24 protein-coding genes are annotated in these 24,530 nt (G+C 55.5%); 10 read left to right on the forward strand and 14 right to left on the reverse strand.

The window, feature by feature from the left end; genetic code table 11:
* Positions 1–154: 154 nt before the first annotated feature.
* A complete protein-coding gene (gene nudB / locus Q7C21_RS14960; protein ID WP_003849197.1) occupies positions 155–586 on the reverse strand; it encodes a dihydroneopterin triphosphate diphosphatase in 432 nt (143 codons plus the stop codon).
* On the reverse strand, positions 586–2,364 hold the full coding sequence (gene aspS, locus Q7C21_RS14965; protein WP_105099098.1) for an aspartate--tRNA ligase: 1,779 nt from the start codon (positions 2,362–2,364) through the stop codon (positions 586–588). The genes nudB and aspS overlap by 1 nt, the downstream gene beginning before the upstream one ends.
* A 211-nt stretch (positions 2,365–2,575) precedes the next feature.
* Between aspS and Q7C21_RS14970 the strand changes: the two genes are divergently transcribed.
* The 4 genes from Q7C21_RS14970 to cmoB all read left to right on the forward strand — a co-directional run bounded on the left by Q7C21_RS14970 (position 2,576) and on the right by cmoB (position 5,637).
* Positions 2,576–3,397 carry a DUF72 domain-containing protein gene (locus tag Q7C21_RS14970; RefSeq protein ID WP_003849190.1) on the forward strand — a complete coding sequence of 274 codons (822 nt, stop codon included), beginning with the start codon at positions 2,576–2,578 and terminating at the stop codon, positions 3,395–3,397.
* Between the two features lie 69 nt (positions 3,398–3,466).
* Positions 3,467–3,862, forward strand: coding sequence for an MAPEG family protein (locus tag Q7C21_RS14975; protein WP_039660043.1), 396 nt, complete (start codon positions 3,467–3,469; stop codon positions 3,860–3,862).
* A gap of 81 nt (positions 3,863–3,943) precedes the next feature.
* Positions 3,944–4,672, forward strand: coding sequence for a carboxy-S-adenosyl-L-methionine synthase CmoA (gene cmoA, locus Q7C21_RS14980; protein WP_003849187.1), 729 nt, complete (start codon positions 3,944–3,946; stop codon positions 4,670–4,672).
* Positions 4,669–5,637: a tRNA 5-methoxyuridine(34)/uridine 5-oxyacetic acid(34) synthase CmoB gene (gene cmoB / locus Q7C21_RS14985; protein ID WP_039660042.1), complete on the forward strand. Its 969-nt coding sequence runs from the start codon at positions 4,669–4,671 to the stop codon at positions 5,635–5,637. The genes cmoA and cmoB overlap by 4 nt, the downstream gene beginning before the upstream one ends.
* A 3-nt stretch (positions 5,638–5,640) precedes the next feature.
* Here cmoB and Q7C21_RS14990 read toward each other — a convergent pair whose 3' ends face one another.
* Positions 5,641–6,264: a LysE family translocator gene (locus Q7C21_RS14990; protein WP_003849184.1), complete on the reverse strand. Its 624-nt coding sequence runs from the start codon at positions 6,262–6,264 to the stop codon at positions 5,641–5,643.
* A 137-nt stretch (positions 6,265–6,401) separates the two neighbouring features.
* On the opposite strand from Q7C21_RS14990, the gene Q7C21_RS14995 reads away from it, so the two are divergent.
* The gene (locus Q7C21_RS14995; protein WP_286863175.1) at positions 6,402–7,499 is read left to right on the forward strand and encodes a glycerol dehydrogenase; all 1,098 of its coding nucleotides are present in this window, start codon (positions 6,402–6,404) and stop codon (positions 7,497–7,499) included.
* 30 nt (positions 7,500–7,529) lie between these two features.
* On the opposite strand, the gene Q7C21_RS15000 is transcribed toward Q7C21_RS14995, so the two are convergent.
* Both Q7C21_RS15000 and cutC read right to left on the reverse strand, forming a co-directional pair.
* The gene (locus Q7C21_RS15000; protein ID WP_105099095.1) at positions 7,530–8,375 is read right to left on the reverse strand and encodes a hypothetical protein; all 846 of its coding nucleotides are present in this window, start codon (positions 8,373–8,375) and stop codon (positions 7,530–7,532) included.
* A gap of 289 nt (positions 8,376–8,664) precedes the next feature.
* Complete coding sequence (gene cutC, locus Q7C21_RS15005; RefSeq protein WP_286863174.1) at positions 8,665–9,417, reverse strand: copper homeostasis protein CutC; 753 nt, start codon at positions 9,415–9,417, stop codon at positions 8,665–8,667.
* A gap of 85 nt (positions 9,418–9,502) precedes the next feature.
* Here cutC and Q7C21_RS15010 point away from each other — a divergent pair, with 85 nt between their 5' ends.
* Positions 9,503–10,648: a MalY/PatB family protein gene (locus Q7C21_RS15010; RefSeq protein WP_003849179.1), complete on the forward strand. Its 1,146-nt coding sequence runs from the start codon at positions 9,503–9,505 to the stop codon at positions 10,646–10,648.
* Here the strand turns inward: Q7C21_RS15010 and Q7C21_RS15015 are convergent.
* The gene (locus Q7C21_RS15015) at positions 10,645–11,235 is read right to left on the reverse strand and encodes a VOC family protein (RefSeq protein ID WP_050540834.1); all 591 of its coding nucleotides are present in this window, start codon (positions 11,233–11,235) and stop codon (positions 10,645–10,647) included. The two genes, Q7C21_RS15010 and Q7C21_RS15015, sit on opposite strands and share 4 nt — an antisense overlap.
* A gap of 284 nt (positions 11,236–11,519) precedes the next feature.
* Here Q7C21_RS15015 and Q7C21_RS15020 point away from each other — a divergent pair, with 284 nt between their 5' ends.
* The 4 genes from Q7C21_RS15020 (at position 11,520) to Q7C21_RS15035 (ending at position 15,785) form a co-directional block, all read left to right on the forward strand.
* Positions 11,520–11,642 (forward strand): hypothetical protein, encoded by a 123-nt coding sequence (locus Q7C21_RS15020; RefSeq protein WP_003849175.1) that lies wholly within the window; start codon positions 11,520–11,522, stop codon positions 11,640–11,642.
* Between the two features lie 211 nt (positions 11,643–11,853).
* On the forward strand, positions 11,854–13,584 hold the full coding sequence (gene argS / locus Q7C21_RS15025) for an arginine--tRNA ligase (protein WP_375150855.1): 1,731 nt from the start codon (positions 11,854–11,856) through the stop codon (positions 13,582–13,584).
* 90 nt (positions 13,585–13,674) lie between these two features.
* The gene (locus Q7C21_RS15030; RefSeq protein WP_105099093.1) at positions 13,675–14,616 is read left to right on the forward strand and encodes a LysR family transcriptional regulator; all 942 of its coding nucleotides are present in this window, start codon (positions 13,675–13,677) and stop codon (positions 14,614–14,616) included.
* Positions 14,617–14,786: 170 nt separating this feature from the next.
* A complete protein-coding gene (locus Q7C21_RS15035; RefSeq protein WP_105099092.1) occupies positions 14,787–15,785 on the forward strand; it encodes an aldo/keto reductase in 999 nt (332 codons plus the stop codon).
* A 140-nt stretch (positions 15,786–15,925) separates the two neighbouring features.
* On the opposite strand, the gene Q7C21_RS15040 is transcribed toward Q7C21_RS15035, so the two are convergent.
* The 8 genes from Q7C21_RS15040 to Q7C21_RS15075 all read right to left on the reverse strand — a co-directional run bounded on the left by Q7C21_RS15040 (position 15,926) and on the right by Q7C21_RS15075 (position 24,499).
* Entirely contained in the window at positions 15,926–16,318 is a 393-nt protein-coding gene (locus Q7C21_RS15040; protein ID WP_105099091.1) for a flagellar protein FlhE, read from the reverse strand.
* Complete coding sequence (flhA, locus tag Q7C21_RS15045; protein WP_003849166.1) at positions 16,318–18,411, reverse strand: flagellar biosynthesis protein FlhA; 2,094 nt, start codon at positions 18,409–18,411, stop codon at positions 16,318–16,320. Before flhA ends, Q7C21_RS15040 begins: the two co-directional genes overlap by 1 nt.
* Positions 18,404–19,552 (reverse strand): flagellar biosynthesis protein FlhB, encoded by a 1,149-nt coding sequence (gene flhB, locus Q7C21_RS15050; RefSeq protein ID WP_003849164.1) that lies wholly within the window; start codon positions 19,550–19,552, stop codon positions 18,404–18,406. The genes flhA and flhB overlap by 8 nt, the downstream gene beginning before the upstream one ends.
* Positions 19,553–19,740: 188 nt before the next feature.
* Positions 19,741–20,382 (reverse strand): protein phosphatase CheZ, encoded by a 642-nt coding sequence (cheZ, locus tag Q7C21_RS15055; protein WP_003849160.1) that lies wholly within the window; start codon positions 20,380–20,382, stop codon positions 19,741–19,743.
* 9 nt (positions 20,383–20,391) lie between these two features.
* On the reverse strand, positions 20,392–20,781 hold the full coding sequence (gene cheY / locus Q7C21_RS15060) for a chemotaxis response regulator CheY (protein ID WP_003849158.1): 390 nt from the start codon (positions 20,779–20,781) through the stop codon (positions 20,392–20,394).
* Positions 20,782–20,820: 39 nt separating this feature from the next.
* The gene (locus Q7C21_RS15065) at positions 20,821–21,870 is read right to left on the reverse strand and encodes a chemotaxis response regulator protein-glutamate methylesterase (protein ID WP_003849155.1); all 1,050 of its coding nucleotides are present in this window, start codon (positions 21,868–21,870) and stop codon (positions 20,821–20,823) included.
* Entirely contained in the window at positions 21,870–22,742 is an 873-nt protein-coding gene (gene cheR / locus Q7C21_RS15070) for a protein-glutamate O-methyltransferase CheR (RefSeq protein WP_003849153.1), read from the reverse strand. The genes Q7C21_RS15065 and cheR overlap by 1 nt, the downstream gene beginning before the upstream one ends.
* Before the next feature lie 80 nt (positions 22,743–22,822).
* Positions 22,823–24,499 carry a methyl-accepting chemotaxis protein gene (locus Q7C21_RS15075; protein WP_154926369.1) on the reverse strand — a complete coding sequence of 559 codons (1,677 nt, stop codon included), beginning with the start codon at positions 24,497–24,499 and terminating at the stop codon, positions 22,823–22,825.
* Between the last annotated feature and the right edge of the window lie 31 nt (positions 24,500–24,530).

The raw sequence follows: 24,530 nt of genomic DNA on the forward strand, positions 1-24,530 counted from the left end.
CAACAGTATGCTGATGACTTCACGCGGGTGGTAAACAACGTCGCAGCGTAGATGATGCCTGGCTGTTCAATATATTGGTGAAGTCCTGTTAAAACTCACCAGATTCATAAAATTTAATCTATCCGCCGCCGGAATACCGGGCGATGGCGAGCATTCAGATAAATTCTTCAATTGCCTGGCGGTTACTCCATGATCGGGTTAATGCTGCAGCGTCAGCAGGTGCCAGCCAGCGAAACGCCAGATGCTCCGTGAGCGTCACATCGCGCTCTTCCGGCAGTTGCAGGCGAAACCAGTGCTCGTGATTATGGGTGACATCAGGCGCATAGCGATGGCGGAAATGGGGAAAGATTTCAAAGTCGATTTGACGATGACAATCCTCCACCTCCAGCTGCTCAGTCAGCACGTCAATGCCGACCTCCTCATTCACTTCACGACACGCGGTCGCCAGCGGTGACTCCCCCGTTTCCAGGCTGCCGGTAACCGACTGCCAGAATGAGGGATCGTCACGCCGCTGCAGCATCAACACCCGGCCAGTATCGCGCGCCGAAATAACCACCAGCACTGAAACCGGGTGTTTATAGCCCATTATTTAATCTCAGGCTTTTCTTTTTTAATGACCTGAATGCCCAGTTCCAGCAGAGAAGCCGGGTTCGCTTCGCTTGGCGCTTCGGTCATCATGCAGGCTGCCGCCGTGGTTTTCGGGAACGCAATAACGTCACGAATGTTGTCGGTGCCGGTCAGCAGCATGGTCAGGCGATCCAGACCAAACGCCAGGCCCGCATGCGGTGGTGTACCGAATTTAAGCGCATCCAGCAGGAAGCCAAACTTCTCGCGCTGCTCGTGCTCTTCAATACCCAGAATGCTGAACACCGTCTGCTGCATTTTGCCGTTGTGGATACGCACTGAACCGCCGCCCACTTCATAACCGTTGATCACCATGTCGTAGGCATTCGCCACGGCACGGGTTGGATCCTCAGCCAGCGCTTCTGCGCTCATCTCTTTCGGTGCAGTGAACGGATGGTGCATCGCAGCCAGACCGCCTTCCTCGTCCTCTTCGAACATCGGGAAGTCGATCACCCACAGCGGTGCCCAGGCTTTTTCATCGGTGATGTTCAGCTCGCGACCCACTTTCAGGCGCAGCGCACCCAGTGCATCCGCAACCACTTTGGCGCGATCGGCACCAAAGAAGATGATGTCGCCATCCTGTGCGCCGGTGCGGCTCAGAATGCCTTCAACGATCTCTGCATTCAGGAACTTGGCAACCGGACTCTGCACGCCCTCCAGGCCGTCCGCGCGGACGTTGACTTTCATCCACGCCAGGCCTTTCGCGCCGTAAATTTCTACGAACTTGCCATATTCATCAATCTGCTTACGGCTCAGCTGCGCACCGGTTGGCACACGCAGTGCCGCAACACGGCCTTTTTCGTCGTTAGCCGGGCCAGAGAAGACCTGGAACTCCACATTTTTCAGCAGGTCACCCACGTCCACCAGCTCCATCGGGTTACGCAGATCCGGCTTATCAGAACCGTAACGATGCATCGCTTCCGCAAAGGTCATCTGAGGGAACTCGCCGAGATCAACGCCCTGCACGTCCTGCCACAGATTGCGGATTAAACGCTCCATAATTTCACGCACCTGCGGCGCGGTCATAAAGGAGGTTTCAACGTCGATCTGGGTAAATTCGGGCTGACGATCGGCGCGTAAATCTTCATCGCGGAAGCATTTAACGATCTGATAGTAGCGGTCAAAACCTGACATCATCAGCAGCTGTTTGAACAGCTGCGGTGACTGCGGCAGCGCGTAGAACTTGCCTTTATGAACCCGGCTAGGCACCAGATAGTCACGCGCGCCTTCTGGCGTCGCTTTGGTCAGCATCGGGGTTTCGATATCCAGGAACCCTTCGTCATCCATAAAGCGGCGAACAAAGCTGGTGATTTTCGCGCGGGTCTTCAGACGCGTCACCATCTCAGGACGACGCAGATCCAGATAGCGGTATTTCAGGCGCGCTTCTTCGCTGTTGGTCTGATTAGAGTCCAGCGGCAGTGGCTCAGAGCGATTGATGATGGTCAGCGCCTGGGCAAACACTTCGACTTCGCCGGTCGCCATGTCGCTGTTTTTATTCTTCTCATCACGCGCACGCACGGTGCCGGTGATCTGGATGCAGAATTCGTTACGCAGTTCAGAAGCCAGCTTAAATGCGTCCTGACGATCGGGATCGAAAAACACCTGCACGATGCCTTCACGGTCGCGCATGTCGATAAAAATCAAACTGCCCAGATCGCGACGGCGATTTACCCAGCCGCAAAGCGTGACTTGCTGACCTACATGAGACAGATTGAGCTGTCCGCAATATTCTGTACGCATAACACTATCCTTTTAACTTCGCCGCTGCAGCTGACAGCATCCGGCCGCGTTACCTGTTGCGATGCTGTCGCAAAAATGGCGGTCATTATAATGGAAAAAGCCAGGCAGGATAAGCAGATCCACGCCAAAGCACCGATTTCCTGTGTGCATTTGCCCACCTGACCGAACATAGAAGATAATGGGGCATCTTAACCCATCGCCAGGAGCGCGCGTGACACTTCGTATTGGCCTGCCCCAGTGGGGGCATTCACACTGGAAACGCTGGGGTATCACGAGCCTGGCGGACTATGCCCGATACTTCCATTGTGTAGAGGGAAACACCACGCTTTATGCGCTGCCTGATACCGAAACGGTGATGCGCTGGCGCGATATGACGCATGATGCGTTTCGCTTCTGCTTTAAGTTTCCCAACACCATCAGCCATCAGGCGGCGCTACAGCACAGTGACGACCTGCTGACCGATTTCCTGCGCCTGATGGAGCCGCTGGCCGATCGCATCGGTCAGTACTGGCTGCAGCTGCCTGCCAGCTTCTCTCCGGCGCAGATCGCCGATCTGTGGCGCTTTCTGGATAGTTTGCCGCGTCGTTTTCACTACGGCGTCGAAGTCCGCCATCCCGCTTTCTTTGCCAAAGGTGACGCAGAGCGGGCGCTGAATCGCGGATTGCTTGAGCGCGGCATCAATCGCGTCATGCTGGACAGCCGCCCGGTTCACGCCTCCACCTCGCAAAGCCCGGCAGCGCTGGTGGCCCGTGCTCAGAAGCCTAAAGTGCCGCCTCATGCCTTACGAACCGGCTCGCAGCCAATGGTCCGTTTTATCGGCAGCGACAGTGTGGAAGAGACCGTGCCGCTGTTTCAGATCTGGCGTGACAAGCTCTCGCAATGGCAGCAACAGGGCGACGCCATGTTGTTTCTGCATACGCCCGATATGGGTCAGGTGTTTCCGCTGGTGCAGGCGCTATGGCCGCAGCTGCAGCAGATCGATCCGGCTATCGGCAATGGACCCGACTGGCCGCAACAGACATCACTGTTTTGATCACTGCACAGGACAGCGTGCTGTACGCTGGATAGAATAGCCACTTTACGGATGGATACCGGAGTGACAATGATTAGCGCGTTATACGTCGTACTGGGTGCATTGCTGGTAATGAAATTTACACTGGACGTGGTGCGTTACCGCCGTTTCTATCGCGTGGCGTATGGCGATGGCGGCTATCACGACCTGAAAATGGCGATTCGCATTCACGGCAATGCCATCGAAACTATCCCGCTGGCGCTGTTGCTGCTGGTGATGATGGAGATGAATGGCGCCGATATCTGGATGGTGCATCTCACTGGCCTGCTCTTTTTCATCAGCCGGTTACTCCATGCCTGGGGTTTACGCAGCAGCGCCATGGCTGGCCGTAAATATGGCATGCTGCTGACGCTGTTTTCCCTGTGCGGCATGGTCATTTTTAATCTTATTTATCTGCCGTGGGAACTGGTGCTGACACTCCATTAAGTCGCCCTGGGTTAAGGGGTGCAGGCCGCCCCACTTTCTGCGAGAATAGCGCCCTTTCCGTCGTCTCTTCGGATTTTCGATATGTCTGACCGCGATCAACTCTTCTCAGCGCCCATTGCAAAACTGGGCGACTGGACCTTTGACGAGCGTGTAGCTGAAGTCTTTCCAGACATGATTCAGCGCTCGGTGCCGGGCTATTCCAACATCATTTCGATGATTGGCATGCTGGCAGAACGTTTTGTTACGCCCGACAGCACGGTTTATGACCTGGGCTGCTCGCTGGGCGCCGCCACCCTCTCGGTGCGCCGCAATATTCATGTCCCGGGTTGCCAGATCATCGCAGTGGATAACTCCCCGGCGATGGTGGAGCGTTGCCGTCGTCATCTGGATGCGTTTCGCGCTGATACGCCGGTGACGGTGCTGGAAGCGGATATCCGTGATATTGACATAGAAAACGCCTCGCTGGTGGTGCTTAACTTTACGCTGCAGTTTCTGGAGCCACCCGCACGTCTGGCTCTGCTGGAAAAAATCTGGCAGGGACTTAAACCCGGTGGCGCGCTGGTGCTGTCGGAGAAATTCAGTTTTGAAGATGCCGAAGTCGGTGAACTGTTGTTCAACATGCACCATGACTTCAAGCGCGCCAACGGCTACAGCGAACTGGAAATCAGCCAGAAACGTAGCATGCTGGAAAATGTGATGCTGACTGACAGCGTCGAAGCCCATAAAGCCCGCCTGAAACAGGCCGGTTTCTCGCACGCCGAACTCTGGTTCCAGTGCTTTAATTTTGGATCTCTGGTGGCGTTGAAATGATCGACTTTGGCCGTTTTTATCAGCAAATTGCCGTAGGTCCACTGGCGAAGTGGCTGGAAGTTTTACCGGCGCAAATCAGCGAGTGGCAGCGTGAAAACCTGCATGGGCACTTCCGTGACTGGTACAAGTCGCTGGAGTATCTGCCGCTGCTGGAGCCGCAAAAGCTCGACCTGCTGCATAGTGTCACCGCCGACCGCGATGACATCAGCGATCGTCATCGTCAGGGTATTGAGAAATTACTGCGTAACCTGATGCCATGGCGCAAAGGGCCCTATTTCCTCTATGGCACCCATATCAACACTGAGTGGCGTTCTGACTGGAAATGGGAGCGTGTCCTGCCGCATATATCCTCGCTGGCGGGCCGGACGGTGCTGGATATTGGCTGTGGCAGCGGTTATCACATGTGGCGAATGATTGGTGCGGGTGCGCATCTGGTGGTCGGCATTGATCCGATGCAGCTCTTCCTGGTGCAGTTTGAAGCCGTGCGTAAGCTGCTCAACGATGATCGCCGGGCGCACATGCTGCCGCTGGGTATTGAACAGTTACCGGCGTTACAGGCATTTGATACCGTATTTTCGATGGGTGTGCTCTACCATCGCCGTTCCCCGCTGGATCACCTGTTACAGCTGAAAAATCAGCTGGTGAGCGGCGGTGAACTGGTGCTGGAGACGCTGGTCATTGAGGGCGATGTGAATCAGGTGCTGGTGCCCGGTGAGCGCTATGCGCAGATGCGCAACGTCTTCTTTATCCCCTCCGCCGAGGCGCTGAAAAGCTGGCTGGAGAAAAGCGGCTTTGTCGATGTACGGATTGTCGATTTCGCCCTGACCACCACCGAAGAACAACGTCGGACAGACTGGATGACCAGCGAGTCGCTGGCGGAATTCCTCGATCCCGATGATCCGAGCAAAACGGTTGAGGGCTATCCGGCTCCGCTGCGCGCCGTGCTGGTCGCCACCAAACCTTAAATCTCAGCGGCGAGACAACGCCAGTTTCGCCGCAAATCCAATAAACACGCAGCCGGTCAGGCGATCCATCACCTTTAATACCCGCGGTTTTTGCAGATGACCCGCAAAATAGTGACTGCCGCCGATTAACACGGCATTCCATATCAGCCCCAGCAGCATGTGTGCCAGCGCCATCAGCGTACACCAGAGCGCCACGGACGCCCCGGCCGGAATAAACTGTGGCAGGAAGGTGACGTAAAACACGCCCACTTTTGGATTCAGCAGATTCCCCATCAACCCCCGACTGAAGCAGGCCAGATAACCCTGCGACCTGGCAGGCTGTTCGTCCACGATGAGCGGTTGCTGACGCGGTTTAAGCAGTAGCCTGATACCGAGCCAGAGCAGCCAGGCCGCCCCCATCCACTTCAGCAGGTTGTATGCAATTTCAGAGGCCAGCAATAGCGCACCCAGCCCCAGGCCTACCGCCACTCCCCAGATCAGACAGCCCAGCGTCACGCCGAGCGCAGTGGCGCAGGCGCGCTGCCAGCCCTGCGCGATAGCGGTTCGCAGCACCAGTGCGGTGTCAAATCCGGGTGTGAGCGTCAGAATGGTTATCGCAAGCAGAAATGAAAAGAGCATTGCGCTCATCATGATTTCTCCGTTATCTCCTGGGTGTTCACGCAGCTTAACAGCTCCGGTGACCGCAATCCTTCATCAACTGTCACTCTTCCCGGATTGTGCCAGACTGGATCAGGTTGATTCATTCATATCAGGGAGTTTTGATTATGAGTAAATTTATTTTTTCCTCACCCCGTAAATATGTACAGGGCGCAGGAGTGCTGGACGAGCTGGGAACGTATCTGACTGAACTGGGCGATCAGGCTTTTCTGGTGGCTGACAACACGGTCTGGACGTTGATTGGCGAACGGACGCAACACGCCCTGCATTCCGCTGGCGTGACATTCAGCTGGCAGCAATTCAATGGCGAAGCCTCCAGTAATGAGATTTCCCGACTCAGTGCGCTCGCAAAAAGTCAGGGCTGTAATGTGATTGTCGGCCTGGGCGGGGGCAAAACGCTGGATACGGTTAAAGCGGTGGCGGATGAACTTAAACTGCCGGTGGCTATCGTGCCAACCATTGCGTCCACCGATGCGCCCTGTAGCGCCCTGTCGGTCATCTATTCTGACAGCGGTGTATTCGAGAGCTATCGCTTTTACAGCAAAAATCCAGATTTGGTGCTCGTGGACACGGCAGTCTGCGCCAGTGCGCCAGCACGGCTATTTGCATCAGGCATTGCAGATGGACTGGCGACCTGGGTTGAAGCGCAGGCCGTGGCACGTTCGCATGCGAAATCAATGGTTAACGGTGATCCGACACTTGCCGGGCTGGCCATTGCCCGAGCCTGTGAAGAAACGCTTCTTACATGGGGTTACAGCGCCTATGTTGCCGTTTCCGAAAAACGGGTAACGCCAGCGGTGGAAGCGGTCGTTGAGGCCAATACGCTGCTCTCGGGACTGGGGTTTGAGAACGGTGGTCTGGCAGCCGCTCACGCGATTCATAATGGTTTTACCGCCATCGATGGCGATATCCACCATCTGACTCATGGCGAGAAAGTTGCCTATGGCACGCTGACGCAGATGGTGCTTGAGAAGCGTACGGATGAGGATATTGCGCGCTATATACGCTTTTATCGCGCTATCAATATGCCAACCACACTCCGGGAGCTGCATCTGGAAAATGAAAGCTGGGAGAATCTGGTGAAAGTGGGGGCGCTGGCAAACAGTGAGGGAGATACGCTGAAAAACCTCAACCCACACCTGTCACCCGAAGATATCGCAAATGCCCTGCTGGCACTGGATGCCTTTAGTCAGACCGTAAAATAGGTCAGGAGCGGGCGATCACCCGATCGCCTGTTACTCTTCTGCCGCAGGCTGGTTCCAGTACTCATATTTGTAGGCCGAACTGAGGTGGCGCTCGATAGTGCCACGCGTAAAGATCTCGGTCTCATGCAGATAGCTGAGTGTACAGTTGCCGACCTCATCCCATGACTGGCACTCATCAACCGACCGGATGGTGCTGAGCGGTGTGGTCTCGGTGCCGTTAAGTCGTACTTCACGCCATTGAGGATCATAGGTGTATTCGTCGGTGCCTCTTGCAGATGTGGTGCGCGTGACCAGACCTTTTGGGTTCCAGTGATAGTGAAATTCACCGTTGGTCAGCGGATCGCTGCCGCGCGCCACGCTCTTCTCCAGCCGTAGCTGGGGATCATAGCGATAGGTGATGTCGGTAAAGCCGCTTTTCCCCATGCTGGTAAATCTATCAGAGGCGCTGGTAATCGTGCCATGCCGGCCTTTCTGCCAGTTAATCGTTCCCTGTCGATTATCCACGACGACTTCCTTACCTTCTTTCAGCACTTTGACCAGATAGGCGTATTCCGCCACCCAGCCGCCCTGCACTCTGGCGATATGTTGCTCCATGCTGAGAATCACATTACGTTCGCTTTTATCGTAGCTGACGTCGGCGACAGTCAGATCGCCGCAGGCGTCAAACTGCCCCAGCACCCGCTTTTGCGAGTTCACATCTTTGCCAAACTCGCCCGCAATCACCTGCTTCACAGCGCCTTTCGCGTTTCCCCCCAGCAGAATAAGGTTATTGCTGTTTGCAACGGCCGCATTATTCGGGCTGCAGGCGCTGGCCGCTGCGCTTTCAGTCCAGGCAGTCAGCATCAGGCTTAAAACAAGAATCTGATTGCGTTTCATAGGGTAATTTCCAGGCGACGTTGCTTTCAGTGTAAACGCTGTGGTGATAAACAGCGCCAATCTTTGACGATTCCGGCCTGCAGTGCTTTAAATGATGAGAGAGGTAAAAGGCACAAACGTCAGGTGTCATCTTCCGCTCACATCATGACAATGCAAGAGAACCCCGGAATAAGGTCACTGCACTTGAGAGGGCTTCAGACAAAAAGAACCCCAGCAAGAATACTGGGGTTTGGTACTTGCAAACACCACGTCAAGAATCGGCGTGCTGCGCGGCAAAATCTGTTGTGATTCAGGCGACCCGAACGGTGCTCATCTGCATCACACTTTTCATCGCCTCAACGACATCGCCGTCTACACAGTAGCGGCTGAACTCATCGCTTTCGGCTTCAGAACACATGGAGACCCCCGCTTTGCGGTAGCGCATCGGCGACACCATCAGGCGACTTGCCGAGCTGTGAACTTCATCAATCCCAATGTCGAGAAACTTTTGCAGGTTGCTGAGACGAACCCCGGCACCCGCCATAATAATAGGACCGGTGCTGGCCTCATTTAGTTCCCTGAGGAGTGCAATTCCGTTTTCAGCACTGTGTTGCTGACCGGATGTCAGAATGCGCGCCACCCCCAAATCTGTTAATTCTTCCAGCGCTCGCTTAGGGCTGTGGCACAGATCGAAGGCGCGATGGAACGTCACTGACAGGCCGTCACACAGCGCCATAATCTGCCGCATCTGACCATGATGGATATGCGCGTCCTCATCAAGCATCCCAATGACCAGCCCTGGAAAACCCAGTTCGCGTATCAACGCCACATCCGATTTCATCGCTTCAAACTCGCGCGCGGTATAACAAAAGTCACCACCCCGTGGCCGGACAATAGGATGAACCGGGATTGAAACCTCGCGCCGGGCGGCATTCAGCATTCCTGCCGATGGGGTCAGACCACCCTCACGCGGTGCGGCACAAAGTTCAACCCGATCGGCGCCCGCCTGTTGTGCGGTCACGGCGCAATCCACGCCATAGCAGCAAATTTCCAGTGTGGTCATTCTCTTCTCCTTTACATGACTCTGGTTCAAGGCAGATTCATCAGTTAGTCTGGCTGCTGATATGAGTTTACCGGGAAAGTTAACTATGGCATTCAATTTCGACCAACGGATAGACCGTCGTCACAGCGATAGCCTTAAATGGAACAAATATGCGGACCAGGACATTCTGCCGTTGTGGGTGGCAGATACCGATTTCCGATCGCCTGACTGCGTTATCGATGCGATCAAAACCCGCGCCGGGCATGGCATTTTCGGCTATGGCGATACGCCGGTAGCGTTTCTCGACAGCGCAGTTGCGTGGCTCGCCTCACGCTATCAGTGGCACGTCAATCCGGAATGGATTGTGGTTTTACCCGGCGTGGTGAGTGGACTGAATCTCGCCGTGCGTGCCTTCACTGCGTCGGACGAGCTGACGATTTCTCCCACGCCGATCTATCCACCGTTTCGCGGGGCGGCAAAACTGGCAGAGCGAGGTCAGATCAATGTGCCTGTCACGTTGCAACAGGGGCGCTGGCTGCTGGATCTGGATGCAGCCGAAGAACAGACTGGGGGTAAAGAACGGCTGTTAATGCTGTGTAACCCGCAGAATCCGGGCGGCACGGTCTATCGCCAGGACGAACTACAGGCGCAGCTGGAATTCGCCCGGAAACACAATCTGATTGTCTGTTCCGACGAGATCCACAGCGATTTGCTACTGGAACCGGGCGTGCAGCACATTCCGTTTGCTTCGCTAAGTGAGGATGCGGCCCAGCGAAGTGTCACGCTGATGTCGCCCTCCAAGAGTTTCAATATCGCCGGTCTGGGTGCGTCCATCGCCATCATACCGAATGCTGAACTGCGCGCGCGCTTTAACCGGGTGCGACGCGGCATTGTGCCGGATGTAGATATTCTGGCCATCACCGCAGCAGCAGCAGCCTGGCGCGAAGGTGAGCCCTGGCTGAAGGCACAGAATGCTTACCTGCGCAGTAACCGGGACTGGCTGGTATCTCAGGTCAATAAAATGCCCGGTCTGTCAGTTGCCACCCCGGAAGCAACCTACCTGGCCTGGATTGATGCCAGCGCGCTGGGTGTGGCCAGTCCTGCCCTCTATTTTGAGAAGCACGGACTGGGCTTAACCGCCGGACGTGAGTTCGGCAACGACCAGTTTGTCCGGCTCAATTTCGGCTGTACCCGAGCGCTACTGGACGAGGCGGTTGCCCGACTGAAACGCGCCGTGGCTGCCCGCATTTAGTGCTGCTCACTGGCGACAATTTCCTCCAGTCGCCACGGATGAAACTTGATGGTTGTCTGCCCGTCCGTCACCGCCAGGGTCGGATTAGGCAGACGCTCATTCTCGCCCTGCGGTGAGCTGGTTTTAAAGGAAATACCGGGCTGCGTCAGTGCCTCATCAGACAATAATGCCATCGCGCGCATGCCCAGCGTTCGATGATCGCCACGTAACACCACTTCAATGTGCTCCCAGCCTTCATGGCGATAACGCTTCTCACCCGGCCACGGCAGCTCAACCACATCGATCTCTCTGCCCGCCACAACCAGTGGATCATGTAGTTTAAACAGGCAAATCTGCCGTCCGTTAATCATCGTCGCGGAAAACTGCGTACCCATCTGCTGCAGGCCTTGCTGCCAGCGGATCGCCGTCGTGTCCTGATGACAACGCACCGAAATATGGTCCACTTCAAGATCGTTAAGGCGCAAACCAAGTTGCTGCGCAAAACTTTGCAACGATTTTTCAAAACGCCTTAAATCTGTCTTTAAATCGTCCAATTCTGCCGGAAAAGATCGCTCTGACACCGTAAATCCTCTCAATTTGTTTAGCATTTATAAACAGTCTCGTTTATGGAGCGCCGCGTGCCTGACGTCACATAATGATAAGATTCATCTTATTTGGACTGAAATTTAACGCAAAACCTCATAATAACATCTTTCATTTCGGATTTATCTCCTGTTTAGGGCCATAAGTTCCTTGATGAAAGTGAGTTAACTGTATGATTATAATAAACTTCTTTAATACAATAAGATAAGTCTCAATTGACTGATAAACAATTGCAGCATTCTCTGCCTTCCTATAAATTTGACCTAACACAAACAAAAGGAATGGCTATATGTCTATGCTCATCGTTGTCGCTGTACTGATCGCACTGATGGGATTCGCAATTGCGCGCCACTGGAAGGTGCTTGAAGATAAAAGCGTAAAGAACCCACGTCGTCATCTGCGACGTCGTTAACGCCTCCGGGAAACATCTTCTTCAGCTCTGTTTCCCCGCTTCATCCAACTGCTGACGCCCATCCACATTTCACGTATACTTTTCCCCTCATTTTTTTCCATTTTGTCTGCCCCATCCGTTTCTGCCCCGCCGTAACGCGATGTGCTCAGGCAAGATGATGACAGCCCGGTTTAGCAGTCCAGGGCGTTGTTCAGCTTATGAAGGTAACTCGGTGAATATTCAGGCACTTCTTTCCGCAAAAGTCAGTCAGGCAATGGTTTTAGCCGGCGCACCCGCCGATTGCGAACCACAGGTTCGTCAGTCTGCACGGGTTCAGTTTGGAGACTATCAGGCCAACGGCATTATGGCCGTGGCGAAAAAGCTGGGACAGGCACCGCGACAATTAGCGGAAGCGGTGATTCAGCACCTCGACCTGACCGGCATCGCCAGCAAGGTTGAAATTGCCGGGCCGGGTTTCATTAATATTTTCCTTGACCACAACTGGCTGGCAACACACGCCCGTCAGGCACTTAGCCTGCCGCGTCTTGGCGTGCAGCTGGCTGAGCCGCAGATCATCGTGGTCGACTATTCCGCCCCTAATGTTGCAAAAGAGATGCACGTCGGTCACGTCCGCTCCACCATCATTGGTGATGCGGCGGTGCGTACGCTGGAGTTTCTCGGCCATAACGTTATCCGCGCTAACCACGTTGGCGACTGGGGTACGCAGTTCGGCATGTTGATCGCGTTCCTTGAAAAGCAGCAGAATGAAGATCACGCAGAGATGGCGCTGGCCGACCTCGAAGGCTTCTACCGTGAAGCAAAACGCACTTATGATGAAGATCCTGAGTTTGCCGAGCGTGCACGCAGCTATGTCGTGAAACTTCAGGGTGGCGATGAATATTGCCGCCAGATGTGGAAGAAGCTGGTCGACATCACCATGAGTCAGAACCAGAAAATCTACGACCGCATGAACGTGACGCTGACGCGCAACGATGTCATGGGTGAAAGTCTTTATAACGACATGCTGCCCGGCATTGTTTCCGACCTGAAACAGAAAGGCTTAGCGGTCGAGAGCGAAGGCGCAACCGTGGTGTTCCTGGATGAATTCCAGAACAAAGAGGGTGAGCCGATGGGCGTCATCATCCAGAAAAAGGATGGTGGCTACCTCTACACCACCACGGACATCGCCTGTGCGAAATATCGTTATGAAACGCTGAAAGCCGATCGCGTGCTCTATTACATCGATTCACGTCAGCATCAGCATCTGGTGCAGGCATGGACGATTGTCCGTAAAGCGGGTTATGTGCCGGAATCTGTGCCGCTGGAGCACCATGCATTCGGCATGATGCTGGGCAAAGATGGACGACCATTTAAAACACGTAGCGGCGGTACTATTAAACTCTCTGATCTGCTGGATGAAGCCTATCAGCGTGCCTACACGCTGGTGCGCGAGAAGAACCCGGAGATGAGCGAAGCGGAAGTGAAAACCCTGGCGGAAGTGGTGGGGATCAGTGCTGTCAAATATGCTGATCTGTCAAAAAGCCGCACCACCGACTACATCTTCGACTGGGATAACATGCTGGCGTTTGAAGGCAATACCGCGCCTTACATGCAGTATGCCTATACCCGTGTGCTTTCCGTGTTCCGTAAAGCGGGCATTAATGCCGATTCGCTGGATGCAGAGATTGTGATCAGTGAAGAGCGCGAAGCACAGCTGGCCACGCGTTTGCTACAGTTCGAAGAGGTCATTACTCAGGTCGCTCGCGACGGCACGCCACATATGATGTGTGCCTATCTCTACGATCTGGCCGGTCTGTTCTCCGGCTTCTACGAGCACTGCCCGATTCTAAGCGCAGAATCAGACGCAACGCGCCTGAGCCGTCTGCAGCTGGCCGCGCTGACGGCGAAGACGCTGAAGCAGGGTCTGGATACTCTGGGTATCGACACCGTCGAGCGCATGTAACCTGTAAAACGGAGAGGGATTTCCCTCTCCGTTGCTGTTCTCAGTTATCCGCTCTGAACGCCCCCCAAATTTCCGCAGCAGGATGGTGTTATGTCTGTCGCCGCGCACCTTATCAGCAGTCATCTTCCCACCATAAAGCAATTGCAGTGCTTTCTGGCTGTTGCGCACGAGCTTAATTTTCGCCGGGCCGCAGAACGCCTCAGCATGACGCAGCCGCCGCTCACCCGTCAGGTTCAAAGCCTGGAAGATCTGCTCGGTCAGCCGCTGTTCAGCCGAACGACTCATGAGGTGATGCTCACCGATGCTGGCCGTACGCTGGTTGCAAAAGCAGAAGCGATTCTTACCGCGCTGAATAGCCTAAAGCAGCCTGCTGCTGTGCGACCACGTATCGGACTGACCCGCACGCTCAACTTTGAATTAATGGCACCGCTTAACCGGCAACTCGCCAGTTTCCATGCCAGCGATGAAATGGAGATGCCCAGCCTGACCTCCGCTCAACTGCTGCAAAGCCTGGCCAAAAACAGCCTGGATTTAATTCTCACTGGCGAAAAAGGTCCTGAAGCGGAAACCCTGGTTCAGTACACCTGGGTTTACCGTGAACCGTTGCTGCTCGCTATGCCGTCAACGCACCCTGCCAGTCTGGCAGGAGAAAAGGTCGCACTGGAGGCGCTGGCCGACCTGCCGCTGTTCTGGTTTGCGCGCAGTGCCAATCCGCAGTTTTACGATAAATGCGAACGCTACTTTGCGACGCTCAGCGTCACGTTAAAACGAATAAGAGAGCCGGATGATTCTCTGCTGATGCTGTCGCACATTGCCAGAGGCAAAGGATTCGCCCTGATGCCGCAGTCAAAATGTACCTTTAACCAGACAGGACTCTGTTATCGCCCGCTGACTGAAAGCGCGGCGCGGCAATTGACGATTGATGTTTATGCGGCCATTCGCGCCAATGAAAAAAATGCGGCAGTGCTGAATGCGCTGAGCGTGCTTTCACAGTCGGCTGATCACGACGCTCACCCGCATTCATCGGACTGAGTCGCCGCCCTCTTACGTCGCGCTGCCTGTGGCTGATGATGCGCGGTTCCGCCCGCTCCTGTGTTGTCCCCGGTCTTACCTTTCCTGATACCTTTTTTGCATGACGAAAAGAGCAATTCATTGGCTTCACGCGGGGTGAAACAATCGCCTTTCACTCACGAGGAGAAACAATGAAAAAGCGAACCTTAAGTCAGGGTCTGGATGTCAGCGCCATAGGCTATGGCGCAATGGGGCTGAGCGAATTTTACGGTCACTCCGACGACCGCCAGTCTCTCCAGCTGCTTAGCCAGCTGCGCGACCTGGATATCACCTTCATTGATACCGCCGATCTTTACGGACGTGGCCACAATGAGCAGCTGATCGGTGAGTTTCTTGCCGGGATGAGCAAGGCTGAACGCCTGACGTTCACCGTCGCCACCAAATGTGGTATCGAGCGTCCGGCAGATGAGGCTTATGCCCGTACCATTAACAATAAGCCGGACTACATTACCCGCAGCTGCCATGCCTCCCTGAAACGATTGGGCGTCGAGCGTATCGATCTCTTTTATCTGCATCGTATCAGCGCGGCAACACCGATTGAGGAGAGCATGCAGTGTCTGAGCCGCCTGATAAAAGAGGGGAAAATTGCCCGGATTGGATTGTGTGAAGCGTCGGCTGCCACGCTGAATCGGGCGCACGCCATCCATCCGCTGGCCGCGCTGCAGACGGAATATTCTCTGTGGACGCGTGACATTGAAGAAGACATCCTGCCAGCGGTGAAACAGCTCGGTATCGGTCTGGTGCCCTATTCCCCGCTGGGCAGAGGTTTTCTGACCGGGAAATACCGCCAGAACAGTGATTTTGCCGGGGATGATTTCCGCAAAAATAACGCGCGTTTCCAGCAGGAGAATATCGATCACAACCTGCAGCTGGTAAATGCGATTACGCCGCTGGCGGAGAAATATCACGCCACCACCGGGCAGATTGCGCTGGCCTGGCTCCTGGCCCAGTATGAAAGAATTGTGCCGATACCGGGCACCAGGCAGATCGCTTATCTTAATGAAAACGCGCAGGCCGCGGATATTCAGTTGGAAGAGAACGATCTCCTGTTGCTGAATGCACTTCACCGGCAAATAGAAGTTAAAGGGGGGCGTTACTCGGAAGAGGGAATGAAAGGCGTTAATGCCTGAATTCTGACCTTTGCGTCGGTGGCTGATGTATCGGCTGAGAGTCAGTGCGTTAATTGTTGCTCTGTAAACGACGTAACAGCCGATGCACATATCTGGTGTGCATCGGCGTGTCCCGCGCAGGCATCAACGTTGCTGATTCATTATTCGTAATTGACCATCACTTCACTGCTGACCACCCGTAATCCGGGTGGAAGCGCCCCACTGCCCGCAAAACCAAACACCATGTGCAATGTCTCACCGGCATTCAGATGCGCCAGCCCGCGCGTGGTGCCGCTGGCACCTTCAAGCGACGTGCAACGTTGTTCACCGCACAGCCGCACTTCCAGGCCAGAGGGCGCCGGCCTGCTCAGCTCATAACGCCAGTTAATGATGCTGACTTCCCCACCGACGCCGGCGGGTGGCGTCAGCGGCTGCGCCCGTTGCCAGCTGCCACGGTTCGCCAGTAGCGGCCCGTTAGCCGAGGCACTCCAGGCCCCTCCAGCCGCCTGAGCCATCAGTGGCATCATTAACAATGCCATGATCAGTCTGCGCATTATTTGCCTCCAATGGTGGCAGTCATACGGATCTGACGGTTATCGCTCAGCTCCAGGTTTGAGAGCACCACCAGCTGTGGCAGATTGCGGCGCAGGAATCGCGCCAGCAGTGCACGCAGCGGATGATTGACCAGCAGTACCGGCGGTGCCCCCAGCATCTCCTGGCGCTGCAATGCCGCCTGTGCCTGACTCAACAGCCGATCGGCCAGACCCGGCTCCAGTCCGCCACCACCCTGCAACGCCTGCAACAGCAGACGCTCCAGCGTTGAATCCAGCCCGATAACCTGCACTTCGTCATTACCCGGGAACCACTGTTGCGTAATCGCACGACCCAGCGCCACACGGACCACGCTGGTCAGCTCCTGGGGATCGCTCTGCACCGGCGCGTGTTCCGCCAGCGTTTCGATGATGGTGCGCATATCGCGAATCGACACCCGCTCCACCAGCAGGTTCTGCAGCACCTTGTGCAGCGTGGTGAGTGAAATCACGCCTGGCACCAGATCTTCGGTCAGTTTCGGCATCTCCTGGGTTACGCGATCCAGCAGTTGCTGCGCTTCCTGACGGCCAAACAGTTCGCTGGCGAACTGGCCGATCAGATGGTTGAGATGGGTTGCTACGACGGTACTGGCCTCGACGACTGTAAAGCCCTGAATCTGCGCCTGCTCTTTGAGTGCGCTATCAATCCAGACCGCTGCCAGACCAAAGGCGGGATCGACGGTCGCTTCACCAGGCAGACTTCCGGCAGCCGTGCCCGGGTTAATCGCCATCCAGCGGCCAGGATAGGCATCACCGCTACCAATCTCTACCCCTTTCATCAGGATGCGATAGCGCGCAGGCGGAAGCTCCATGTTGTCACGGATATGCACCACCGGCGGCAGGAAACCAACATCCTGAGCAACCTTCTTACGAATACTGCGGATACGTCCCAGCAGCTCACCGTTTTGCTGATGATCGACCATCGGAATCAGGCGGTAGCCCACTTCCATGCCCAGGGTATCTTCCAGCTGCACATCGGTCCAGGACGCTTCGGTGGCGGCTGGCGTGTCGGCTGGTTTGTTGCTGATGCTGCCTGCAACGTCCACTTTCTTCTTCGGCTGTGCTTCGCGACCACGCAACCACCAGGCCAGACCCAGTAAGGCGGCGGTGAACAGCAGGAAAACAAAGTTAGGCATGCCAGGCACCAGACCCAGTAAGCCAATCACCCCGGCGCTGAGCATCAGTACGCGGGGATCTTTGAACAGCTGAGTGACCATCTGCTCACCGACATCCTGATCGGTGGCAACGCGCGTCACGATAACACCGGCAGCAGTGGAGATAACCAGCGCCGGGATCTGCGCGACCAGTCCATCACCGATGGTCAGCAGCGTATAGGTCTCTGCGGCATGCCCCGCATCCATACCGTGCTGCACCACGCCCACCAGCAGGCCGCCGATGACGTTGATGACCATGATCATGATACCGGCGATGGCATCACCACGAACGAACTTACTCGCACCGTCCATCGAACCGTAGAAGTCGGCTTCCTGGGTCACTTCTGCACGGCGGCGTTTGGCATCATCTTCACCGATCAGACCGGCGTTGAGGTCGGCATCGATTGCCATCTGCTTACCGGGCATGCCGTCCAGCACAAAGCGCGCGCCCACTTCCGCGATACGACCGGCACCCTTGGTGATAACCATAAAGTTGATGATCACGAGGATGATAAACACCACGATACCGATGGCGAAGTTACCGCCCACCAGGAAGTGACCGAACGCTTCAACCACCTGTCCGGCCGCAGCGGCACCAGTGTGCCCTTCCATCAGGATGATACGGGTTGACGCAACGTTCAGCGCCAGACGCAACAATGTTGAGAAGAGCAGAATGGTCGGGAACGCCGCAAATTCCAGGGTCCGCTGGGTGAACATCGCCACCAGCAGGACCATGATCGACAGCGCAATGTTAAAGGTGAACAGCAGATCGAGGATAAACGGCGGCAATGGCAGAACCATCATCGACAGGATCATCAGGATCAGTACCGGCCCGGCCAGTACCTGCCACTGCATATCTTTAAAGCCCGGTAGACGTAGCTTTACGGCCAGGTTATTAGCCATCGTTTTTGCTCTCTCCTGCAAAGTCCATCTCTGCCGGAACCGGCAGGTCTTTTGGTTTGGTTGGAATCAGGCCGCCTTCGCGCTTCCAGCGACGCGACTGCCAGACCCACGCCAGCACCTCGGCCACGGCAGCATACAGCGCGCCAGGGATGTGCTGACCAATTTCGGTATGACGATATAACGCACGCGCCAGCGGCGGTGCTTCCAGAACCGGGATGCGGTGTTCAGCAGCCAGTTCACGAATTCTCAGGGCGATCTCGCCGGCCCCTTTCGCCACAACTTTTGGCGCACTCATCTTTTTCTCGTTGTACTGCAGGGCGACGGAGTAGTGCGTCGGGTTGGTAACGATGACATCGGCTTTTGGCACATCTGCCATCATTCTGCGTCGTGCAGCGGCGCGCATCTGCTGACGGATGCGTCCTTTAACATGCGGGTCGCCTTCCTGCTGCTTATGCTCGTCGCGAATCTCCTGCATCGACATCTTCAGCTTTTTAAAGTGGCTGTAGAGCTGCCAGAAAACGTCATAGCCCACCATCGGTATCAGCCCCAGCATCACCAGCGAGCAGCAGACCGCAATCATCTCCATGCCGTGGATGAGCGCGGTCACCGGTGCTTCGCTGATCAGCCGCAGCATCTCAGGCCAGTGACTCCAGATGTACCACCAGCCCACTGCGCCAACCAGGATAGTCTTGAGGATCCCTTTAAACAGTTCGGTCCAGGCCTGAGCGGCGAACATTCGCTTAAAGCCGGCAATCGGGTTCATCTTTTTCGGATCAAACTTGATCGATTTACCGCTGAAAACGATACCGCCCAGCAGCATAGGGGCGGCAATCGCCACCAGCACCAGACCGCCCATCAGCGGCAGCAGCGCCATCAGTGCCTGCGTGATCAGGCTGCCAATGTGGCTGACGATAATTTTGTCATCTCTGACCATGCCGTGGTCAAAACGAAGTCCGGTGGCGACCATCGCCGCCAGCCGGTGCGCCATCATGTTGCCGCCCATCCACAGGATCATGATGCCGGCCAGCAGCATCAGTACGGATGTCAGTTCGCGCGAACGCGGAATCTGGCCCTCTTCACGCGCTTTCTCAAGTCGGTGGGCCGTGGGCGATTCTGTTTTGTCCTCGTCGCTATCAGACACGACAAACCTCGGTTGGCAGGAATTCTGAGCATAGGATGCCAAATCTGGCTTAAGTCAAAGCAGAGATAAGATGGGAAAAACAGGCGTTCTTTCGGGGATGGATCTGACAATGCAGAACGGGGCCACCGGAAGGTGACCCTGTTTAATATAATATGCCGCTGTTTCGCCCGCACGCGGGCGAACAACGCTTAAAACCCTAAGCTGTCCAGCAGGTCATCAACCTGATCCTGGTTCGCCACCACGCCTGGTGCATCTGCGTGAATCTGCGGTCCGTTCAGCAGGCTGGTGCCTTCCTGACGCTTTTCAGCACTGACTTCTGGCATGTTTTCCAGCAGCACCATTAACAGCTGGCGCTCAATTTCCTGAATCACATCCATCATACGCTTGATCACCTGACCGGTAAGGTCCTGGAAATCCTGCGCCATCATGATTTCAAGCAACTGCTTGTTGGTAAAGGCGGTGTGCTCTGGCACGGCGGTGAGGAATGCGCGCGTATCCGTCACCAACTCCCGCGCATCACCCAGTTCAATTGGGTTCTCAAACCACTCATCCCAACGTCCTTTCAGCTGGGTTGCCCCGGCTTCCATTTTATCCTGATGAGGTTGTGCTGCTTCAACACAGTTCAACGCACGGTCAGCGGCCTGCGCCGTCATCTGCACAACATAATCCAGACGATCGCGGGCATCAGGAATGGCTTCAGCCGCATCGGCAATGGCTTTATCCAGCCCCAGCTCGCGCAGACTGTCGCGCAGCATGCGCGTCAGAGAGCCAATACGTGAAATGATGTCGTGTGCCGCGGCATCCTCAGTTGGTTTCGGAAAGTCGCTCATCACATCCCCTTACATGCCCAGTTTTTCGAAAATTTTACCCAGCTTTTCTTCCAGGGTTGCCGCAGTGAAAGGTTTCACTACATATCCACTGGCACCCGCCTGGGCGGCGGCGATAATGTTCTCTTTCTTGGCTTCCGCAGTGACCATCAACACCGGCAGCGTACTCATTGCCGCGTCAGCACGAATGGTCTGCAGCAGCTGCAGGCCATCCATGTTTGGCATGTTCCAGTCGGAAATCACGAAGTCGAAACCACCCGCTTTCAGTTTGCCGAGGGCATCCACACCATCTTCCGCTTCTTCTACGTTATTGAAGCCAAGCTCTTTCAGCAGGTTACGCACAATACGACGCATCGTATTGAAGTCGTCTACTACCAAAAAGCGCATGTTTTTATCTGCCATATCTACTCCTGAGTTGTCTCGCCCGGCGGGACGGGCCTGTTAAATACGCAATGCCTGTCCGGCGCTAATTTTCGCCAGCATGTGCTGGCTGATGTTGCTTAAATCTACGACTTCGCTCACGCCGCCCGTGGCAATAGCCTCACGCGGCATGCCAAATACCACACAGCTGGCTTCGTTCTGGGCGATGGTCCAGGCGCCTGCCCGGTGCATTTCCAGCATCCCGGCCGCACCATCGTTGCCCATTCCGGTGAGGATGACCCCCACCGCATTTCGTCCGGCGTTAATCGCCACCGATTTGAACAGCACATCCACAGAGGGTTTGTGCCGGTTTACCGGGGGCCCTTCATTCAGTTTCACCACATAGTTGGCACCACTTCGGCCCAGCTCCATGTGCATTGCGCCTGGGGCGATATAGGCGTGGCCTGGCAAAATACGTTCACCATCTTCGGCTTCTTTTACCGTGATCTGACACAGCTTGTTCAGACGCTCGGCAAAGGAGCGGGTAAAGCCTGGCGGCATATGCTGGGTAATCAGCAGTGCCGGGCTGGTTGCCGGTAACGGCTGCAGCACATGGCGAATCGCCTCAGTTCCGCCGGTTGAGGAGCCAATCGCAATCAGCTTCTCACTACTCAGCAGCGGACCCGCTTTCAGTGTCGCCGGCACCGGCATCGCTGTGCGGTTGTGCAGGCGCGCACGGGAAGCCGCACGAATTTTGTCGCCAATCATCTGGCTGTACGCCAGCATCCCTTCGCGGATGCCGAGCTGCGGCTTGGTCACGAAATCCACCGCGCCCAGCTCCAGCGCTCTCAGCGTAATTTCGGAGCCTTTTCCGGTCAGCGATGAAACCATCACCACCGGCATTGGCCGTAACCGCATCAGTTTTTCCAGGAAATCGAGGCCATCCATGCGCGGCATTTCCACATCCAGTGTCAGCACCTGCGGATTGAACTGCTTGATCAAATCGCGGGCGACCAGCGGATCGGGCGCCGTAGCGACCATCTCCATATCCGGATGGCTGTTGATGATTTCTGTCATCAACTGCCGCATCAGCGCAGAGTCATCTACGCACATCACGGTGATTTTGCTCATCATCTTTCCTTCGTCAGTCCATAGACGGTTTGCCCACGCAGCCAGAACTCTTTACTGATCTGACTGAAGTTTTCTGAGTGTCCGGCGAAAAGGATTCCGCCCGGTTTTAGCAGTGGGACAAACCGACGCAGAATCTTCTCCTGCGTCTCTTTATCGAAATAGATCATCACATTGCGACAGAAAATAGCGTCGAACTGACCCGGCAGCGCCCAGTCATTCGCCAGCAGGTTTAGCTGCGCGTAAGTGACCATATTGGTCAGCTCGGGACGCGCCCGCACCATACCGGCATGCGGACCGGTTCCGCGCAGGAAGAAACGCTGCATTTGCGCCGGTGACAGCGTGCGCAGCTCTTCCTGGCGGTAAACCCCTGCCACCGCCTTTTCCAGTACCTGAGTATCGATATCGCTGGCATGAACCTGGAACTTGCCAGGTCCTGTGCCCAGCGTTTCCGCCAGCGTCATGGCGATCGAATAAGGCTCTTCACCCGTTGACGCTGCGGTACTCCAGACGCTGAAGTTGCCCTGTCGCTTACGTGCATGCTCCGCCAGAATCGGGAAGTGATGCGCTTCGCGGAAGAACGCGGTCAGGTTGGTCGTCAGCGCATTGATAAAAGCCTGCCACTCGGCACTGTTTGGATCGGACTCCAGCAGCGCCAGGTAGCGACCAAAATCGTCGATATTCAGCGTACGCAGACGACGAACCAGACGGTTGTAAACCATCTCACGCTTGTGGTCGGCCAATACGATGCCGGCACGCTGATAGATCAGCTGGCTGATACGGCGAAAATGCGTATCGGAGAGCGGCAAACGCTGCACCATTTGCGACAGCAGCGTTGTCGTCTCATTTTGATCTAAAATCGTCGATTTTTTCATCTCTGCACCTGGCCCGAACTTTATACATTAACTGTCTGCTGCGATGCCCGGCGCTATAACAGCTACCGGACCACGGGCGTTTAAAAGGTTTCCCAGTTGTCGTCGCTGCGTGACGCAGACGAACGACCAACGGCTAACGGTGCATCTAACTGGAGAGTTTTCATCGCCGTTGTCTTGTTAACGGCCTGAGCGACAAATTCTTTACCAATATTGAACACTGAAACCGCTTGTTTTAAGTGACTTGCCTGATCTTCGAGCGCTGCAGCGGCGGCGGCTGACTCTTCAACCAGTGAGGCGTTCTGCTGTGTAACGCGATCCATCTCAGTCACCGCAAGGCCCACCTGGTCAATGCCACGGCTCTGCTCGTCTGACGCGGAGGCGATCTCACCCATGATGTCGGTGACGCGGGTAACCGCGCTGACGATGTTGCTCATGGTGTCACCGGCACTCTCTACCAGCACTGAGCCGGTATTAACGCGGCTAACGGAATCTTCAATCAGCCCTTTAATCTCTTTGGCGGCCTGGGCGCTGCGCTGTGCCAGGCTGCGGACTTCACCCGCCACTACCGCAAAACCACGCCCCTGTTCTCCGGCACGCGCGGCTTCAACCGCGGCATTCAGCGCCAGGATGTTGGTCTGGAAAGCAATGCCATCAATCACGCTGGTGATATCGGCAATCTTCTTAGAGCTGCCCGCAATCTCTTTCATGGTGGTGACCACGCCATCCACCACTTTGCCGCCCTGCTGCGCGGTTTCTGAGGCAGTCAGCGCCAGCTTCGACGCCTGACGGGCGTTTTCAGCATTCTGTTTCACGGTTGCGGTGAGCTGCTCCATGCTGGCGGCAGTCTGCTCCAGCGAGGCGGCCTGCTGTTCCGTTCGCGAAGAGAGATCGTTATTGCCGATGGAAATTTCGCTGGCGCCGGTATAGATGGCGTCGGAGCCATCACGGACAGTGCGAACGGTACGCACCAGCTCCTGCTGCATGTGCTGCAGTGAAGTCAGCAATTCGCCGATTTCATTTCGTACGTTAATCTCAACCGGCTGGGTCAGATCACCACGTGCAATGTGCTGGATGTGCTCAATGCTCTGACGCAATGGACGGATCAGCACTGAACGCATCACGTTCCACACCAGAACAATCATCAGCAATGTCACAGCCAGCGTGGCAATGACAATGGTGATAGAGCGGCTGTAAGCCTGCTGGTTTGTTTTTACACCCTCCTCTGCAAGCTCTTTGTTGTGCTCAAGCCAGGCGCTGTAATCTTTCTGAAACTTGTCCTGGAAACTTTGCGTAGGCTGATCGACAAAACCTTTGAAGTTACCGGTCGTGAAGAAGACCATCAGTTCTGCCAGGGCATCGTGATAGGCCTTATAGTTGGCCTGTAACGTCAGGACGTTTTCAGCTGTTTTGCCCTTTTCTGACAGGTTATCGTTGAAAATCTGATAGCTGGCTTCGGCCTGTTTCAGCTCCTCGCCCGCCAGGGCGACCAGCTCTTTCACGCTGGCTCCCGACCCCGACATCTGTGCATCCTGCAAAAAACGGATACCGGCGCGGTTAAGGGTGTTGCGCGCCTGAACAAGCGAAACCCATGAAGTGCCCATCGCCTGTTGCAACGTATTCAGACGCTGGTTATAAGCAAAATTCTCTTTATCTGAGCTGACAGTTTTGAAAAACATTCCGCCTGAAAAAAGCTGCAGCAGCGCAAACAGCGCCAGCACACACAGCAGGCCGGAAACGACTCGTACACGACTAAACATACACACCTCATTGGTTGGCGATTCGTGTTTA

Source organism: Pantoea sp. ANP04 (assembly GCF_041982285.1).
Lineage (GTDB): Bacteria > Pseudomonadota > Gammaproteobacteria > Enterobacterales > Enterobacteriaceae > Pantoea > Pantoea eucalypti.

Bases quoted from the DNA above. Each gene is read 5' to 3' on its own strand.
- cmoA (WP_003849187.1), top strand. From the start codon at position 3,944: ATGTCTGACCGCGATCAACTCTTCTCAGCGCCCATTGCAAAACTGGGC.
- Q7C21_RS15010 (WP_003849179.1), top strand. From the start codon at position 9,503: ATGGCATTCAATTTCGACCAACGGATAGACCGTCGTCACAGCGATAGC.
- Q7C21_RS15065 (WP_003849155.1), bottom strand. From the start codon at position 21,870: ATGAGCAAAATCACCGTGATGTGCGTAGATGACTCTGCGCTGATGCGG.
- cutC (WP_286863174.1), bottom strand. From the start codon at position 9,417: ATGACCACACTGGAAATTTGCTGCTATGGCGTGGATTGCGCCGTGACC.
- Q7C21_RS15015 (WP_050540834.1), bottom strand. From the start codon at position 11,235: ATGCTAAACAAATTGAGAGGATTTACGGTGTCAGAGCGATCTTTTCCG.
- cheY (WP_003849158.1), bottom strand. From the start codon at position 20,781: ATGGCAGATAAAAACATGCGCTTTTTGGTAGTAGACGACTTCAATACG.
- cheR (WP_003849153.1), bottom strand. From the start codon at position 22,742: ATGAAAAAATCGACGATTTTAGATCAAAATGAGACGACAACGCTGCTG.
- Q7C21_RS15040 (WP_105099091.1), bottom strand. From the start codon at position 16,318: ATGCGCAGACTGATCATGGCATTGTTAATGATGCCACTGATGGCTCAG.
- Q7C21_RS14995 (WP_286863175.1), top strand. From the start codon at position 6,402: ATGAGTAAATTTATTTTTTCCTCACCCCGTAAATATGTACAGGGCGCA.
- Q7C21_RS15035 (WP_105099092.1), top strand. From the start codon at position 14,787: ATGAAAAAGCGAACCTTAAGTCAGGGTCTGGATGTCAGCGCCATAGGC.
- Q7C21_RS15020 (WP_003849175.1), top strand. From the start codon at position 11,520: ATGTCTATGCTCATCGTTGTCGCTGTACTGATCGCACTGATGGGATTC.
- flhA (WP_003849166.1), bottom strand. From the start codon at position 18,411: ATGGCTAATAACCTGGCCGTAAAGCTACGTCTACCGGGCTTTAAAGAT.
- Q7C21_RS15030 (WP_105099093.1), top strand. From the start codon at position 13,675: ATGTCTGTCGCCGCGCACCTTATCAGCAGTCATCTTCCCACCATAAAG.
- cmoB (WP_039660042.1), top strand. From the start codon at position 4,669: ATGATCGACTTTGGCCGTTTTTATCAGCAAATTGCCGTAGGTCCACTG.
- Q7C21_RS14990 (WP_003849184.1), bottom strand. From the start codon at position 6,264: ATGAGCGCAATGCTCTTTTCATTTCTGCTTGCGATAACCATTCTGACG.
- nudB (WP_003849197.1), bottom strand. From the start codon at position 586: ATGGGCTATAAACACCCGGTTTCAGTGCTGGTGGTTATTTCGGCGCGC.
- Q7C21_RS15000 (WP_105099095.1), bottom strand. From the start codon at position 8,375: ATGAAACGCAATCAGATTCTTGTTTTAAGCCTGATGCTGACTGCCTGG.
- Q7C21_RS15075 (WP_154926369.1), bottom strand. From the start codon at position 24,499: ATGTTTAGTCGTGTACGAGTCGTTTCCGGCCTGCTGTGTGTGCTGGCG.
- cheZ (WP_003849160.1), bottom strand. From the start codon at position 20,382: ATGAGCGACTTTCCGAAACCAACTGAGGATGCCGCGGCACACGACATC.
- aspS (WP_105099098.1), bottom strand. From the start codon at position 2,364: ATGCGTACAGAATATTGCGGACAGCTCAATCTGTCTCATGTAGGTCAG.
- Q7C21_RS14975 (WP_039660043.1), top strand. From the start codon at position 3,467: ATGATTAGCGCGTTATACGTCGTACTGGGTGCATTGCTGGTAATGAAA.